Below are 15,596 nucleotides of genomic sequence, written 5' to 3'. Positions count from 1 at the left end.
TGGCATGACTGCGAGCGAGGGGCCCACCGTCGGGACGCTGGTCCTGCTGCGGCACGGGGAGAGCGACTGGAACGCCAAGAACCTCTTCACCGGCTGGGTCGACGTCGACCTGTCCGAGAAGGGCGAGAACGAGGCGCGCCGCGGTGGCGAGCTGATGCGCGAGCACAGCCTGCTGCCGGACGTGGTGCACACGAGCGTCCTGCGTCGGGCGATCCGCACCGCCGAGTTGGCGCTGAACGTCGCCGACCGGCCCTGGATCGCGGTGCGTCGGTCGTGGCGGCTGAACGAGCGGCACTACGGCGCCCTGCAGGGCAAGAACAAGAAGCAGACCCTGGACGAGTACGGCGAGGAGCAGTTCATGCTCTGGCGCCGGTCGTACGACACGCCGCCGCCGCCGATCGACGACAACGACCGGTGGTCCCAGGCGGGCGACTCGCGGTACGCGCTGCTGCCGCCCGAGCTGATGCCGCGCACCGAGTGCCTCAAGGACGTCGTAGAGCGGATGCTGCCGTACTGGTACGACTCGATCGTGCCGGACATCCTGGCCGGCCGGACGGTGCTGGTGGCCGCGCACGGCAACTCGCTGCGCGCCCTGGTCAAGCACCTCGACCAGATCTCCGACGAGGCGATCGCCAAGCTCAACATCCCGACCGGCATCCCGCTGCGCTACGACCTCGACCCGCAGTTGCGTCCGCTGACGCTCGGGGGGACGTACCTCGACCCGGCCGCCGCCAAGGAGGCCGCCGCCGCGGTCGCCAACCAGGGCCGCTGACGTACGCGAGAGGCCCCGGTCCGCACGGACCGGGGCCTCTCGTCGTTTCCCGGCTCAGCCGGCCGAGGGGGTGGTCTCCCCGGTGATCAGGTAGACCACGTGCTCGCCGGCGTTCACCGCGTGGTCGGCGAAGCGCTCGTAGAAGCGGCCAAGCAGGGTGGCGTCGATCGCCGTCTCCACCCCGTACGGCCAGTCGTCGTCCAGAAGCACGCCGAACAGGCTGCGGTGCAGGTCGTCCATGGCGTCGTCGTCCCGGTCCAGCTCGGCCGCCAGGGCGGCGTCCGGCGCGCCCAGCACCTTGCCGATCTTCACGGCCATCCGGTCGGCGATGTCCGCCATGTCGGTGAAGATCGGCCGCAGCTCGGCCGGCACCGCCGGCGAGGGGTGCCGACGCAGCGCCGTCTTGGCCACGTGGTCGGCCAGGTCGCCCATCCGCTCGAGGTCGGCGGAGACGTGCAGCGCGGTGATCACCGTGCGCAGGTCGGTGGCGACCGGTGCCTGGCGGGCGATCAGATCGCAGACCCGCTCCTCGACCTGCCGGTAGACGCCGTCGATCTCGGCGTCGCCGGCGATCACCGCCTCGGCCGCCTGCCGGTCGGCGGTCAGCAGGGCCCGGGTGGCCTGACGCATGGCGGTGCGGACCTCCTCCGCCATGTCCACCAGCAGCCGGCTGACGGCCTGCAGTTCGGCCCGGAACTCGTCGCGCATCGTCACTTCCTGGGGTCGGTGGCAGCCGGCCCGAGGTCGGTGCCGGCGCACGGGTTGAGCAGGTGCGCGACCCACGGTAGGCCGGTGGAACGGACCGGAGGTGAACGCGGGTGAACGACGCGGGACCCGGGGGTGAACTTTCCCGGAAGTGAGAGTGGTTCGTCCCGTTCTGGGCGATAGCCAGGTTAACAATGACCCTACGATCGCCGGGTGGAATGGGCGGTGGCGGTCGTGGTGGCCCTGGCTCTGGTGACCGGACTGGTCGCCGGGCTGCTGCTGCGCCGACGCCGGGAGTGGTGGCGGCGCTGGGCGCGGCCGGGGAGCGGTCGCTCCCGCTGGAGTGCAGGGAGGCTCCCGATTCCGGAGGACCAGCAGGGCGGGCTCCCCGGGCTCGGCCGCAAGACGATCGACTCGCTCCGCGCCGGCGTCGTGGTCCTGGACCCGGACGACGTGCCGGTCCTGATGAATCCGGCCGCCCGGGCCATGGGCCTGCTCCGCACCGGCGCCACGCCGGGCTCCATCGCCGCCCACCCCCTGCTTCGTACGCTGGCCGGGCAGGTCCGCCGCACCGGGGTGCGGCGGGAGATCGAGCTGGATCTGCCGCGCGGCCGCGACAACACCGGTGACAACCCGCTCGGCGTGCACCTGCGGGCGTTGGGTCTCGGCGGCGGCTACATCTCGATCGAGGCGGCCGACGTCACCGAGTCGCACCGGGTGGCCCGGGTCCGGCGGGACTTCGTGGCCAACGTCAGCCACGAGCTGAAAACCCCGATCGGTGCGCTGCAACTGCTCGCCGAGGCGCTGCTGGACGCCACCGAGCCGGCCGGCGACGGGGCGCCCGACCTCTCGGAGGACCTGGTCGCCGCCCGACGGTTCGCCGAGCGGATCCAGCACGAGTCGACCAGACTCGGCCGGCTGGTGCAGGAGCTGCTGGAGCTGACCCGGCTGCAGGGCGCCGAGCCGCAGCCGTCGCCGGAGCCGGTGGCGGTGGACTGGGTGATCGCCGAGGCGATGGACCGCACCCGCACTGCAGCCGCCGCCCGCCGGGTGAACGTCCTGGTCGACGGCGAGCGCGGCCTCACCGTCTACGGCAGCGACACCCAGATCGCCACCGCCGTGGCCAACCTGGTGGAGAACGCCATCAACTACTCGGGCGAGGACACCACGGTACGGATCGCCGCCCGGAGCACCGAGGAGCACATCGAGATCGCGGTGGCCGACCAGGGCATCGGCATCGCGCCGAACGAGGTCGACCGGATCTTCGAGCGGTTCTACCGGGCGGACCAGGCCCGCTCGCGCGCCACCGGCGGCACCGGCCTTGGCCTGGCCATCGTCAAACACATCGCCAGCAACCATGGCGGTCGGGTGGACGTCGCGAGCACTCTTGGTGGGGGGTCGACGTTCACCCTCCGGCTGCCCGCCCGCCCACCGGACGACCTGGAGGCGACACTCTCCTCCGCTGAGATCGAGGCCGGCCCGGCCGAGCTCCGGTAGGTCTGACCGACAGGAAAGGAACACCCGTTGAGCCGCGTACTGGTGGTCGAGGACGAGGAATCGTTCTCCGACGCCCTGTCCTACATGCTCCGCAAGGAGGGCTTCGAGGTCTCCGTCGCCGCGACGGGTCCGTCCGCCCTCACCGAGTTCGACCGGACCGGCGCCGACATCGTGCTGCTCGACCTGATGTTGCCGGAGATGTCGGGCACCGAGGTCTGCCGCCAGCTCCGGCAGCGCTCGCACGTGCCGATCATCATGGTCACCGCCCGGGACAGCGAGATCGACAAGGTCGTCGGCCTGGAGATCGGGGCCGACGACTACGTGACCAAGCCGTACTCCCCGCGGGAGCTGGTGGCCCGGATCCGGGCCGTGCTGCGCCGGCAGAGCGTGGAGGCGACCGAGTCGGGCGCCCCGACGCTCGCCGCCGGCCCGGTCCGGATGGACATCGAGCGGCACGTGGTGAGCGTCGAGGGCGCGGCGGTCCAGCTGCCGCTGAAGGAGTTCGAGCTGCTGGAGCTGCTGCTCCGCAACGCCGGCCGGGTGCTCACCCGCGGGCAGCTGATCGACCGGGTCTGGGGCGCCGACTACGTCGGCGACACCAAGACCCTGGACGTGCACGTCAAGCGGCTCCGCTCCAAGATCGAGCCGGAGCCCTCCGCGCCGCGCTACATCGTCACCGTCCGCGGCCTGGGCTACAAGTTCGAGCCGTGACCGGCCGGCCCTACTGGCGGTGACCGCGGGCACGGAGTCGGGTTGGACCGCCGCCCCGGCGGGTCAGCCCACCCAGCAGTAGCGGCGTTCTGGACGCCCGGCCGCGCCGTAGCGCAGGGTCACCTCGGCGCGTCCCGTGCCCGAGAAGTGCTCCAGGTAGCGGCGGGCGCTGACCCGGGAGATGCCCACCCGGTTGGCGCACTCGGCCGCCGAGAGGGTGCCGTCGTGCTCGCGCAGCGCGCGCTCGACCAGCTCCGCGGTCTCCGGACTGAGGCCCCGGGGCAGGGCCGCGGAGGCGATCGAGCCGCTGCGGGAGAGCACCCGGTCGACATCGGCCTGGTCGCTGACCACGGCGGCGCGCAGTGAGTTGCGCCGGGCGGCGTACTGCTCCAGCCGGCCCCGCAGCTCGTCGAAGCCGAACGGCTTGAGCAGGTAGTTGACCGCGCCGTAGCGGACGGCCCCGCGGACCGCCTCCGCCTCCCGAGCGGCGCTGATCACCAGGATGTCGCAGTCGTGCCGGGCGGCCCGCAGCCGGGTCACCACGTCGAGGCCGAACATGTCGGGCAGGTAGAGGTCGAGCAGCACCAGGTCGGGGCGGAACTCGTCGACCTTGGCGATCGCCTGTTCGCCGGTGCTCGCGGTGCCGACGACCCGGAAGCCGTCGACCCGCTCGACGAAGCCGCAGTGGATCCGGGCGACCATGAAGTCGTCGTCGACGACGAGCACGTCGATCATCGCGCCTCCTCCAATGCCCTGGACACCGACATCCGCGCGGTGAACATCGCCCCCTCCTCGGTGTTCATCACCGCGACCTCGCCGCCGCGACGGTGGCACACCAGCCGGGTGAGCGCCAACCCGATGCCGCGCTCACCGCCCTGGGCCGCCTTGGTGGTGAAGCCGTGAGCGAAGACCTCCTGGGCCAGCTCGGGGGCCACCCCGGGGCCGGAGTCCCGGACGACGATCTCCACGGACGAGGCGTCCTGGCGCAGCTCGACCTCCACCCAGGCGGGTCGGGCCGTCGGGTCGGGCTCGCCCGGATCCGCCGCGCCGGCGTCCCGCCCACCGGCGCCGACCGGCGTCTCCCGCCCGCTTCCAGGGGTACGCCCTGCCCGCTCCCGGCTGCCGGCCACCGCCTCGACGGCGTTGTCGACCAGGTTGCCCAGCACCGTCGCGACGTCAGCCGAGACCTCGGGCTCCAGCCGGTCGAGCCCGGTCCGCTCGGAGATCCGCAGCTCCACCCGGCGTTCGGCGGCCACCGCCGACTTCGCCATCAGCAGCGCGGCCACCGCGGTGTCGTGGATCCGGCTGGTGATCGTCAGGTCCAGTGAGGCGCGGTGCCGGCTCAGCGCGTCGACGTACCGGACCACCTCGTCGTGCTCGCCGATCTGGATCAGCCCGGAGATGGTGTGCAGCTGGTTGGCGAACTCGTGGGTCTGCGCCCGGAGCAGCTCGGTGGTGCTCCGGAACGAGCCGATCTCCTGCTCCAGCCGGGCCAGCTCGGTCCGGTCCCGCAGCGTGGTCACCGAGCCGAGCCGGCGGCCGTCCTTCCGGACCGTCATCCGGTTCATCACCAGCACCCGGCCGCGCCGGACCACGACCTGGTCGCGCGCCTCGGGGCCGGTGCCGGCGCCGGCCAGCACGTCCCGCAGCCGGCCGGAGATCCCCAGCTCGGACAGGCTGCGACCGAGGCAGTGTTCGGGTAGGCCGAGCAGGCGTCGGCCGACTCCGTTCACCAGCGTGACCCGTAGCTGCGGGTCCAGCGCGATCACCCCCTCGGCGATGCCGTGCAGCAGTGCCTCCCGGTGCTCGGCGAGCCCGGCGATCTCCCGCGGTTCCAGGCCCAGGGTCTGCCGCTTGATCCGCCGAGCCAGCAGCCAGGACCCCACCACCCCGAGCAGGCTCGCGATGCCGAGGTAGGTCAAGAGGTACGACGATGCCCCGACCAGCCGTTCCAACCAGGTCGGCGACGCCTCACCGATCACCACCACGCCCAGATAGCGCCCCAGGTTCTCCTCGCGGGCACCGAGCACGGGCACCTGGGCGACCAGTTCCCGGGATCCGTCGACCTCCAGCTCGCCGAACCAGCTCCGGCCCTCGGCCACCTGGCGATCGCCCAGCATTACGGGCGAGCCGACCAGGGTCGGGTTGGTGGAACTGACCACCCGACCCCGCGCGTCGGCCACGGTCACCGAGGTCACCCCGGACCGGGTCGCCATGTTCTGCACCAGTGGCGCGATCGTCTCGGCCGGCACCGGCTGGTTGAGCCGGTCGCGCAGCAGTCTGTCGGCGGCGAGCTGCTCGCCGAGGGCCGCCACGCGATCCCCCTCCACCCGCTTGAAGGTGGCCTCGGACTGGGCCAGCGAGACGGCGGCGACGGCCACCAGCACGACGACGATGATCGCGAGCTGGAGGACCAGCAGCTGCCCGGCCAGCGTGCGGCGGCGGGACGTGATCGCGACCACAAAGACCTCAACTTCCGCTGGTGACACAACGCAGACAAGTTGCCCACGTGGAGGCCACCATCTTGCCGCTGGACTCATTCGAAACGGAAGAGAAACAAGATGGCAACTAGGAGAAACGTGCTGGTCATGGGGGTCGCCGCCGCCACGGCGCTGGCCCTGGCTGCCTGCGGCGCCACCGCCGACAAGAACGAGGGCGGCGCCAGCGACGGCAAGCCGGTCACCGGTCTGCGGATCATGGTGCCGAACACCCCCGGCGGCGGGTACGACACCACGGCCCGTACCGCCGCGAAGGTGATGGAGGACGCCAAGATCGCTACCGGCGTGCAGGTCTTCAACCTGCCCGGCGCGGGCGGCACGGTCGGCCTCCAGCGGACCGTGAACGAGAAGGGCAACGGCAAGCTCGCCATGCAGATGGGGCTCGGCGTGGTCGGTGCCTCGTACACCTCCAAGTCGGCGGCGACGCTCACCCAGACCACCCCGCTGGCGAAGCTGATCGAGGAGGCCGGCGCCATCGTGGTGCCGAAGGACTCCCCGTACAAGACCATCAACGACCTGGTCGCGGCCTGGAAGGCCAACCCGAAGGGGATCGCGGTCGGTGGCGGCTCGTCGCCCGGCGGCCCGGACCACCTGCTGCCGATGCAGCTCGCGAAGACCGTCGGCATCGACCCCCGTCAGGTCAACTTCGTGTCCTACGACGGCGGCGGCGAGCTGCTGCCGGCCGTGCTCGGCGGCAAGGTGGCCTTCGGCGCCAGCGGCTTCGGCGAGTTCCTCGACCAGGTCGAGGCCGGCCAGATCCGCGTCCTCGCGGTGACCAGCGAGGCGCCGATCGAGGCGCTCAAGGACGTGCCGACCCTCAAGTCGTCCGGCATCGACCTGGTCTTCACCAACTGGCGGGGCATCGTCGCGCCCCCCGGCATCAGCGACGCCGACAAGAAGGTCTGGATCGACGCGCTGACCAAGATGCACGAGTCGGACGAGTGGAAGGCCGAGCTGAAGAAGCGCGGCTGGACCGACGCCTTCGTCACCGGCGACGAGTTCGGCACCTTCCTGACCGAGCAGGACAAGGCCGTGGCCGACGTGCTCAAGCAGCTCGGGTTGGCATGAGCGGGATGACCACCCGACCGGACCGGGGCGGCGAGCAGCCGCCCCGGCCCCCGGCCGTGGAGACATCCGTACCGCCGATCCCGGAGCAGCCGGGCGCGGAGCGTACGTCGCCGGAGGCGGCGCGGGCAGCGACGGCCGACGTCCCGCCGACCGTCGCGGACCCGGCGGTGGAGGACGGCCCGGCGCCGAAGCCCGACCGGGCCCAGTACGGCGTCTGCGCCTTCCTGGCCCTCGTCGGTGCTTTCGTCATCGTCGACGCGACCCGCATCGGGCATGCGGTGAACAGCGCCGACCCGATCGGCCCCAAGCCGGTGCCGATTTTGCTGGGCGTGCTGCTGCTGATCGTCGCGGCGATCTACGCGGTGGACGTGGCCCGGGGCGGCGCGGGCGAGCCGGAGGCCGGCGAGGACGTCGACCTGACCACCCCGATCGACTGGCGGACCGTGCTGTTGCTGATCGGCGCGTTCCTGGTCAACGCGGTGCTGATCGACCGGCTCGGTTGGGTGATCAGCGGGACGCTCCTCTTCTGGGGCTCCGCGTTCGCGCTGGGCAACCGGCACTACGTGCGCAACCTGCTGATCGCCGTCGCGCTGTCGCTGATCACGTTCTACACCTTCGCCATCGGGCTCGACATCAACCTGCCCGCCGGCGTGCTGCAAGGGATCCTGTAGATGGACAACCTCGCCAACCTGCTCGACGGGTTCGCCAACGTGGTGACCCCGATGAACCTGCTGTTCGCGCTGCTCGGCGTGACCATCGGCACCGCCGTCGGGGTGCTGCCCGGCATCGGGCCGGCGATGACGGTGGCACTGCTGCTGCCGGTCACCTACGGGATGGAGCCGGCGCAGGCGCTCATCATGTTCGCCGGCATCTTCTACGGCGGCATGTACGGCGGCTCGACCACCTCGATCCTGCTGAACACGCCCGGCGAGTCGTCCTCGGTGGTGACCGCGATCGAGGGCAACAAGATGGCGAAGGCGGGCCGGGCCGCGCAGGCGCTGGCCACCGCCGCGATCGGCTCGTTCGTCGCCGGCACCATCGCCACCCTGCTGCTGGTGTTGGTCGCCCCGCCGGTGGTGCAGTTCGCGGTCAGCCTCGGCGCGCCCGACTACTTCGCGCTGATGCTGCTGGCCTTCGTGGCGGTCACCGCGGTGCTCGGCGCGTCCCGGGTGCGCGGCTTCGCCTCGCTGCTGCTCGGCCTGACCATCGGCGTGATCGGAATCGACCAGACCGGTCAGCAGCGGCTCACCTTCGGGCTGCCGCAGCTCGCCGACGGCATCGACGTGGTCGTGGTGGCGGTCGGCATCTTCGCCGTGGGCGAGGCGCTCTGGATCGCCGCGCACCTGCGCCGCAAGGCTGGCGAGGTGATCCCGGTGGGGCAGCCCTGGATGGGGAAGCAGGACTGGAAGCGGTCCTGGAAGCCGTGGCTGCGCGGCACCGCCCTCGGGTTCCCGTTCGGCGCGGTGCCGGCCGGCGGGGCGGAGATCCCGACCTTCCTGTCGTACGTCACCGAGAAGAAGCTGTCGAAGCATTCGGAGGAGTTCGGCCGGGGCGCGATCGAGGGTGTCGCCGGACCGGAGGCGGCCAACAACGCCTCGGCCGCGGGCACGCTGGTGCCGATGCTCGCCCTCGGCCTGCCCACCAACGCCACCGCCGCGGTGATGCTGGCCGCCTTCCAGGGGTACGGCATCCAGCCCGGCCCGCTGCTCTTCACCCGGGAGTCCACCCTGGTCTGGACGCTGATCGCCAGCCTCTTCATCGGCAACCTGCTGCTGCTGGTGCTCAACCTGCCGCTCGCCCCGGCCTGGGCGCGGCTGCTGCGGATCCCGCGCCCGTACCTCTACGCCGGCATCCTCTTCTTCGCCTCGATGGGCGCGTACGCGGTCAACGCCCAGCCGTTCGACCTGTTCCTGCTGCTCGCCCTCGGTTTGCTCGGCTTCGGCATGCGGCGGTTCGGGCTGCCGATCCTGCCGCTGATCGTCGGGGTCATCCTCGGCCCGCGCGCCGAACTGCAGGGCCGGCGGGCGCTGCAGCTCTCCGGCGGCGAGCTGCACGGCCTGATCGGCGGCTGGGTGTCCTGGCTGATCTACGCCACGGTCGCCGTGGTGCTGCTCTGGCCGCTGATCGGCCGGTTCGTGGTTCGTCCGCTGCGAGGAAGGTTGGTGACCGGATGACCGTGCTGGTGGGTTACGTGCCCTCGCCGCTCGGCGAGGCGGCCCTGGCGGCTGCCGTGGAGCAGGCCCGGTTCCGGGACGAGCCGCTGCTGGTGGTGAACACCTCGCGCGGCGACGCGTACGTCGATCCGCGCTTCGCCCAGGAGGGCGATCTGGAGCGGGTGGTCCGCGAGCTGACCGCCGCGGGCGTGCCCCACACGGTCCGGCAGTTGATGCGGGGCCGGGACGCCGCCGAGGAGATCGTGGAGATCGCCGAGGCGGAGGACGTGTCGCTGGTGGTGATCGGGATCCGGCACCGGACCCCGGTGGGCAAGCTGATCATGGGGTCGAACGCCCAGGAGATCCTGCTCCGGGTCTCCTGCCCGGTGCTCGCGGTCAAGGCCGACTGAATGCCAAGTCGACGTCGACGGGGGCTCCCGGTCTGAAGGGAGTCCCCGTGCGCACCCAGAATGGCCTGCTGCTCGCACACACCATCGTCGTGCAGGCGGTCACCTTCATGCTCCGCCCGGCGTCCGCGTACCGGGCGCTGGACCTCGACGTGCCGTCGGCCTGGCTGGGCGTGCTCGGGGCCAGCTTCGCCGTCGTACCGCTGATGCTGGCGGTCCCCTCCGGCCACGCGGTCGACCGGTTCGGCGAACGCCGGATCGCGCTGGCCGGGTCGGGCCTGCTCGCCGCCGCCGGTCTCTGCTTCGTCCTGCTCGCCGACTCGGTCGTCGGCCTGGTGCTCGCCAGCATGGTCCTCGGCACCGGACACCTCTGCTCGGTGGTCGCGCAGCAGGCCCTGGTCGCCAACCGCACCCCGGCCGACCGCTACGACGCCGCATTCGGCTACTACACCTTCGCCGCCTCGCTGGGCCAGGCGCTCGGGCCCGGCCTGATCGTGGCCTTCGGCGGGGACCGTCCGATCCCGGACACCCGGGCCATCTTCCTCGGGGCCACCGCGCTCGCCCTGCCGCTGCTGGTCGCCGCCGGGTTCCTGCGCCCGTCCGGTCACCACCGGCGGGCCGCCGAGTCCGGCGCGGGCGGGATGCGGGACCTGCTCCGCCAGCCGGGTCTGGTGCGGGCCCTCACGGTGAGCTGCGTCGTCCTGGCTGCGGTCGACATCAGCCTGGTCTACCTGCCCGCCCTCGGCACCGAACGCGGCATCGCGGCCGGCTCGATCGGCGTGCTGCTCGGGCTACGGGCGGCCGCGTCCATGGCCTCCCGGCTGCTGCTCGGTCGGCTGGCCGCGGCCCTCGGCCGGCGCCGGCTGCTGATCGGCACCGTCGCCCTCTCCGCCGCCGGTCTCGGGCTGCTGCTGCCGCCCCTGCCGTTCTGGGCGATGGCCGTGGTGGTCATCGTCGCCGGGCTCGGGCTGGGCGCCGGGCAGCCGCTGACCATGTCGTTCCTGGCCGAGTCCGCCCCGCCCGGCCTGCGCGGTCGGGCGATGTCCCTGCGGCTGACCGGCAACCGGCTCGGGCAGGTGCTGATCCCCAGCGCCGCCGGGGTGCTGGCGGCCGGCGCCGGGGCGGCGGGGGTGCTTGCCTGCACCGCCGCGGGCCTGGCCGGCGCGGCCGTCGCCGCCACCGGCCTGCGCCGGTCCCCGGAAACCTGAGGTCAGCCCTCGCTGGCCGGGTGGGGGGCGATCTGGCCCTGGCGCACCCGGGCCGCGCACAGTTCCGCCAGCTTCGCGTACGCAGGCGCGCCGATCAGTGCGCTCAGCTCCGGGCCGTACGAGACGTACATCGGCTCGGTGCCCACGTGCGCGTCGGTGGAGGAGGTGCACCACCAGTCCAGGTCGTGCCCGCCCGCGCCCCAGCCCCGCCGGTCGAACTCGGAGAGCGTGGAGATCAGCACCTTGGTGTTGTCCGTGCGCTTGTGCCACTCCTGGTCGCGGCGGATCGGCAGCTGCCAGCAGACGTCCGGCTTGTACTCCAGCGGGTGCACCCCGTCGCGCAGCGCCTGGGCGTGCAGGGCGCAGCCGCCCCCGCCGGGGAAGTCGGGGTCGTTGAGGAAGACGCACGGCGCGTCGACGTCGCGGGTGGCGGTGCGCCGGGCCGGGTTCTTGCCGTCGATGGTGTCGTTCTCGGTCCAGTTCTTGAAACCCCGGCGGAAGTGCTGCCAGGTCTGCGGGGTGAGTCGCTTGACCGCGGCGCGCACCCGCTTCTCGTCGTCCGAGTCGGTGAAGAAGGCCCCGTGCGAGCAGCAGCCGTCGGCGGCCCGGCCGGCGATGATGCCGTGGCAGCCCTTGCCGAAAATGCAGGTCCAGCGGGACAGCAGCCAGGTCAGGTCGGCCCGGATCAGGTGCTTCTCGTCCGCCGGGTCGGGGAACTCGATCCACTCCCGGGGGAAGTCCAGCTCCACCTCCCGACTGCGTGGGTCGTCGGGGTCGTCCACCAGCACCTGCAGCTCGATCTGGCCTGTCACCCGGACCAGCGTACGCGCGGTGTCCCTCGCCGGCTGGCGAGCCAGCCAAACGTGTTGGCCCTAGGGTCATCAGCATGCGACTGGGTGTCCTCGACGTCGGATCGAACACGGTGCACCTGCTGGTGGTCGACGCCCATCACGGCGCGCACCCCTGGCCGGCGCACTCGGAAAAGGTGGTGCTGCGGCTGGCCGAGCAGATCGGCCCGGGCGGCGCGCTGACCGAGGCGGGCGCGGACGCGCTGGTCAAGGCCGTCGGGACGGCCCGCGCCGCGGCGTCCAGATTGCAGACCGACGACCTGCTCGCCTTCGCCACCTCCGCGGTCCGGGACGCCACCAACGCCGCCGAGGTGCTGGCCCGGGTCCGCGACGAGACCGGCGTACGGCTCGAGGTGCTCTCCGGCGCGGACGAGGCGCGGATGACCTTCCTCGCGGTCCGGCGATGGTTCGGCTGGTCGGCCGGGCGGCTGCTGGTGATGGACATCGGCGGCGGCTCGCTGGAGCTGGCGGCCGGCATCGACGAGGACCCCGACGCTGCCATGTCGCTGCCGCTCGGGGCCGGGCGGCTGAGCCGGGAGCGGCTGCGGGTCGACCCCTCGGGCGCCGTGCCGCCGTCGGCCGAGGCCGTGGAGGAACTGCGGGAGCACGTGCACGGGCAGCTCGACCGGGTGGTGAAGAACATGGCCGAGGTGGGCTGGGAGCGCCCGGTCGCCACCTCGAAGACGTTCCGCATGCTGGCCCGTTTGGCCGGCGCGGCGCCGTCCGGCGCCGGGCTCTGGGCCCGGCGCAGCCTGACCCGCACCGGGCTGCGCCAGGTGCTGGGCTTCATCCGGCACATCCCGCCGGGGCAGCTGCACGAGCTGGAGGGGGTGAGCACCGCCCGGGCCCACCAGCTGCTGGCCGGGGCGGTGGTGGCCGAGGCGGTGATGCGCCGGCTCGACGTCGACGCGCTGGACATCTGCCCCTGGGCGCTCCGCGAGGGGGTCATCCTCAGACGGCTGGATCAGCTCGCGCCGCTGTGATCTCGGTCGGTCGTTCTGGGCGCTTTGCGGATGCTCGTCCTGATGCCGTGCGGGGGGCGGGCTACCCTGAGGGGCGTGACTTCCCGCGTCCCGGTGCTCCTCTCCACTTCCTCGGTCTTCCCTGAGCGGACCGCGGCGGCGTTCCAGATGGCCGCGGCGCTCGGCTACGACGGCCTCGAGGTGATGGTCTGGACCGACGTCGTGAGCCAGGACCCCGGCGCCCTGCGCGGGCTCTCCGACCACTACGGCGTGCCGGTGCTCTCCGTCCACGCGCCCTGCCTGCTGGTCACCCAGCGGGTGTGGAGTCCGGATCCGTGGGAGCGGCTGCGCAAGGCCGCCGAGTTGGCGGAGACCCTGGAGGCGCCCACCGTCGTGGTGCATCCGCCGTTCACCTGGCAGCGCGACTACGCCCGGAACTTCGCCGACGGCCTCGAGCGGATCGCCGGGCAGTTCGGCGGACTGCGCTTCGCGGTGGAGAACATGTACCCGGTCCGGATGGCGGGACGGCAGTTCGTCCCGTACGTCCCCGGCTGGGACCCCACCGAGACCGGCTACGCCTCCTACACCCTCGACCTGTCGCACTGCGCCGCCTCGCGCACCGATGCCCTGGAGATGGCGGACCGGATGGGCGCCGGGCTGGCGCATGTGCACCTCGGCGACGGCACCGGCGAGGGGCGCGACGAGCACCTGGTGCCGGGGCGCGGCAGCCAGCCCTGCGCCGAGCTGCTCCGCTCGCTCGCCGGCCGGGGCTTCACCGGCTCTGTCGCGGTGGAGGTGACCACCCGGGGCGCGAAGAGCCGCGCCGTCCGTGAGGACGACCTCCGCGAGGCCCTCGCCTTCGCCCGCGCCAACCTGACCGCCCCCTCCCCGGTCGACGCCTGAGCCGGCCGTTTCTCCGCGGTGATCAAGAGGCCTGCGTCCTCCGGACGCCGGCCTTCGGACGCAAACCTCTTGATCAACCGTCTGAACCGCGGGCGGGGCGGGTCAGAGGGCCGGGGCGAGGGAGTCGGCGGTGGCGGCGACGGTGACCTGGTCGCCGATGGCGGCCCGCTTGCGGGCCCGGTGGGCGGCCACGTGGGAGCGGGTGGCGCAGCGCTCCGAGCAGAACCGCCGGCAGCAGTTCGACGAGGTGTCCAGGTAGACGTTGCCGCAGCGCTCATCGGCGCAGACGCCGAACCGGGCGCTGCCGTACTCGCAGAGCCAGACCGACAGGCCCCAGACGGCGCCGGCCAGGAACTCCGCGCTGACCGAGGCGCCCCGGCTGGTCACGTGCATGTGCCAGTCGCTGGAGTCGTGGCCGGAGATGCGCGGCTGCACCGGGAACGACTCGAGCAGCGCGTTCAGTTCCGCCACCGCCTGGGCGTCCCGCCCCGAGGTGCCGTACTCGAAGACGTCGCGCAGGCGCTTCTGTGCCCGCCGGAAGATCGCCAGGTCCCGCTCGGCGACCTCGTCGCGCATCCACGCGTTGTCGTCCGGGAAGAGGGCCCGCAGGTCGTCGAGGTCGTCCAGACGGGCGTTGACGAGATCAACGCCGGTCCGGGCGTACGCGTCGAAGTTCACGACACCAACGGTAGACGACTCACGGGCTTCGCGGCGCGTCGATGTAGTGCGGCAGAAACCGCGCGTAACCGTCCGTGATGAGGCTCTCGCTCTCGCGTACGCCCGCGCCGGCCGACTCGCCGTCGACGATCCAGCTCCCCAGCACCATCCGGCTGCCGGCGAACTCGGGCAGCGCCCGGAACTGCTGGTAGCAGAAGCCCTCGTCGCCGTAGCTCCCCGGATTGGTGATCTCGGTGCCGGACATGACGATCCGCACCGAGCCGCCCTCCCGACCGAGCAGCGGCTTCGCCACGTACTCGGTCATCCCGCGCGGCGAGTCCAAATACGCCGGGAGCAGGTACTCGTGGCCCGGATAGAGTTCCCAGAGCACGGCGAGCAGCGCCTTGTTCGACAGCAGCAGCTTCCAGGCCGGCTCGATCCAGGTGGTCGGGGTGCCCGGCGCCAGCGCCAGCGGCCCGTACGGCTCGGCCAGCATCCACTCCCACGGATAGAGCTTGAAGCAGGTGGTGACCGGGCGGTCGGCGGCGTCGACGAAGCGCCGGCCGTCCCAGCCGATGTGCTGGATCGGCAGCAACTCGACGTCCAGCCCGGCCTGCCGGGCGGTCTCTGCCAGGTAGCCGGCGGTGATCTGGTCCTCGCCGGACTCCTCCTCGTTCGACCAGGCCACATGCACCCGCTTGTCGTGCAGGTCGGCGCCGATCTTCGCCCACGCCCCGACGAGCCGCTCGTGCAGGCTGTTCCACTGGTCCAGCTCGGGCCGGGTGTGCTCCAACCAGTACCACTGGATGATGCTCGCCTCGACCAGCGCGGTCGGGGTGTCGGCGTTGTACTCCAGCAGCTTGGGCGGCCACGAGCCGTCGTACCAGAGGTCGAAGCGGCCGTAGAGGGCCGGCGGCGCCTCGCGCAGCGACCGGGCGACCGCCTCGGCCGCCCAGGCCGGGATGCCGAACTCGGCGTACCGGCCACGGGTCACGATGTGCTCGGCGGCGGCCACCGACATCCGGTGCAGCTCCTCGGTCGCCTCCTCCAGCCGGAGCACCTCGTCCAGCGAGAAGGCGTACGCGGCGGTCTCGTCCCAGTACGACATGATCCCGCCGTCGGGCAGTTCGGTGTCGACGTACACCAGGCCCTGCGAGCGGATGGTGGCGTCCCAGTCCGGGCGGGGGCTGCTCTCCTCGCGCCGCAC

General features: G+C 72.3%; 16 protein-coding genes. 10 read left to right on the top strand and 6 right to left on the bottom strand.

What is annotated here, in order from left to right; all coding sequences use genetic code 11:
* Positions 1 to 4 precede the first annotated feature (4 nt).
* Positions 5 to 772 carry a phosphoglyceromutase gene (locus GA0070624_RS01485; protein WP_091335933.1) on the top strand — a complete coding sequence of 256 codons (768 nt, stop codon included), beginning with the start codon at positions 5 to 7 and terminating at the stop codon, positions 770 to 772.
* Positions 773 to 826: 54 nt separating this feature from the next.
* Here GA0070624_RS01485 and phoU read toward each other — a convergent pair whose 3' ends face one another.
* The gene (gene phoU / locus GA0070624_RS01480) at positions 827 to 1,480 is read right to left on the bottom strand and encodes a phosphate signaling complex protein PhoU (RefSeq protein WP_091335931.1); all 654 of its coding nucleotides are present in this window, start codon (positions 1,478 to 1,480) and stop codon (positions 827 to 829) included.
* 210 nt (positions 1,481 to 1,690) lie between these two features.
* On the opposite strand from phoU, the gene GA0070624_RS01475 reads away from it, so the two are divergent.
* Together GA0070624_RS01475 and GA0070624_RS01470 are read left to right on the top strand one after the other, a co-directional pair.
* Positions 1,691 to 2,974: a sensor histidine kinase gene (locus tag GA0070624_RS01475; protein ID WP_176731553.1), complete on the top strand. Its 1,284-nt coding sequence runs from the start codon at positions 1,691 to 1,693 to the stop codon at positions 2,972 to 2,974.
* Positions 2,975 to 3,001: 27 nt separating this feature from the next.
* Positions 3,002 to 3,685, top strand: coding sequence for a response regulator transcription factor (locus tag GA0070624_RS01470; RefSeq protein ID WP_091335929.1), 684 nt, complete (start codon positions 3,002 to 3,004; stop codon positions 3,683 to 3,685).
* Between the two features lie 63 nt (positions 3,686 to 3,748).
* On the opposite strand, the gene GA0070624_RS01465 is transcribed toward GA0070624_RS01470, so the two are convergent.
* Together GA0070624_RS01465 and GA0070624_RS01460 are read right to left on the bottom strand one after the other, a co-directional pair.
* Positions 3,749 to 4,420, bottom strand: a complete 672-nt coding sequence (locus GA0070624_RS01465; RefSeq protein ID WP_091335926.1) for a response regulator — start codon at positions 4,418 to 4,420, stop codon at positions 3,749 to 3,751.
* Positions 4,417 to 6,147, bottom strand: coding sequence for a sensor histidine kinase (locus tag GA0070624_RS01460; RefSeq protein WP_245718616.1), 1,731 nt, complete (start codon positions 6,145 to 6,147; stop codon positions 4,417 to 4,419). The genes GA0070624_RS01465 and GA0070624_RS01460 overlap by 4 nt, the downstream gene beginning before the upstream one ends.
* A 99-nt stretch (positions 6,148 to 6,246) precedes the next feature.
* Here GA0070624_RS01460 and GA0070624_RS01455 point away from each other — a divergent pair, with 99 nt between their 5' ends.
* Genes GA0070624_RS01455 through GA0070624_RS01435 form a run of 5 tightly spaced genes read left to right on the top strand, consistent with a single transcriptional unit; the run spans position 6,247 to position 11,019 of the window.
* Positions 6,247 to 7,251, top strand: a complete 1,005-nt coding sequence (locus GA0070624_RS01455; protein WP_091335921.1) for a Bug family tripartite tricarboxylate transporter substrate binding protein — start codon at positions 6,247 to 6,249, stop codon at positions 7,249 to 7,251.
* Positions 7,252 to 7,256: 5 nt separating this feature from the next.
* Positions 7,257 to 7,922 (top strand): tripartite tricarboxylate transporter TctB family protein, encoded by a 666-nt coding sequence (locus GA0070624_RS01450; protein WP_245718615.1) that lies wholly within the window; start codon positions 7,257 to 7,259, stop codon positions 7,920 to 7,922.
* On the top strand, positions 7,923 to 9,425 hold the full coding sequence (locus GA0070624_RS01445) for a tripartite tricarboxylate transporter permease (protein ID WP_091335916.1): 1,503 nt from the start codon (positions 7,923 to 7,925) through the stop codon (positions 9,423 to 9,425).
* Positions 9,422 to 9,814: a universal stress protein gene (locus GA0070624_RS01440; protein WP_091335914.1), complete on the top strand. Its 393-nt coding sequence runs from the start codon at positions 9,422 to 9,424 to the stop codon at positions 9,812 to 9,814. The genes GA0070624_RS01445 and GA0070624_RS01440 overlap by 4 nt, the downstream gene beginning before the upstream one ends.
* Before the next feature lie 47 nt (positions 9,815 to 9,861).
* Positions 9,862 to 11,019, top strand: a complete 1,158-nt coding sequence (locus GA0070624_RS01435; RefSeq protein ID WP_218105093.1) for an MFS transporter — start codon at positions 9,862 to 9,864, stop codon at positions 11,017 to 11,019.
* Positions 11,020 to 11,021: 2 nt separating this feature from the next.
* Here GA0070624_RS01435 and GA0070624_RS01430 read toward each other — a convergent pair whose 3' ends face one another.
* Positions 11,022 to 11,831 (bottom strand): DUF3109 family protein, encoded by an 810-nt coding sequence (locus GA0070624_RS01430; protein WP_091335912.1) that lies wholly within the window; start codon positions 11,829 to 11,831, stop codon positions 11,022 to 11,024.
* A 74-nt stretch (positions 11,832 to 11,905) separates the two neighbouring features.
* Between GA0070624_RS01430 and GA0070624_RS01425 the strand changes: the two genes are divergently transcribed.
* Positions 11,906 to 12,850, top strand: coding sequence for a Ppx/GppA phosphatase family protein (locus GA0070624_RS01425; protein ID WP_091335909.1), 945 nt, complete (start codon positions 11,906 to 11,908; stop codon positions 12,848 to 12,850).
* A gap of 75 nt (positions 12,851 to 12,925) precedes the next feature.
* Positions 12,926 to 13,732, top strand: a complete 807-nt coding sequence (locus GA0070624_RS01420; RefSeq protein ID WP_176731552.1) for a sugar phosphate isomerase/epimerase family protein — start codon at positions 12,926 to 12,928, stop codon at positions 13,730 to 13,732.
* A gap of 102 nt (positions 13,733 to 13,834) precedes the next feature.
* On the opposite strand, the gene GA0070624_RS01415 is transcribed toward GA0070624_RS01420, so the two are convergent.
* Together GA0070624_RS01415 and GA0070624_RS01410 are read right to left on the bottom strand one after the other, a co-directional pair.
* Positions 13,835 to 14,410, bottom strand: a complete 576-nt coding sequence (locus tag GA0070624_RS01415) for a CGNR zinc finger domain-containing protein (protein ID WP_091335907.1) — start codon at positions 14,408 to 14,410, stop codon at positions 13,835 to 13,837.
* Between the two features lie 19 nt (positions 14,411 to 14,429).
* A complete protein-coding gene (locus tag GA0070624_RS01410; RefSeq protein ID WP_091335905.1) occupies positions 14,430 to 15,596 on the bottom strand; it encodes a glutathionylspermidine synthase family protein in 1,167 nt (388 codons plus the stop codon).

This window comes from Micromonospora rhizosphaerae, assembly GCF_900091465.1.
In the GTDB taxonomy this organism is placed as follows: Bacteria; Actinomycetota; Actinomycetes; order Mycobacteriales; family Micromonosporaceae; genus Micromonospora; species Micromonospora rhizosphaerae.
Note: the sequence above shows the minus strand (reverse complement) of the source record. Positions and strands in the feature narration are given on the sequence as shown.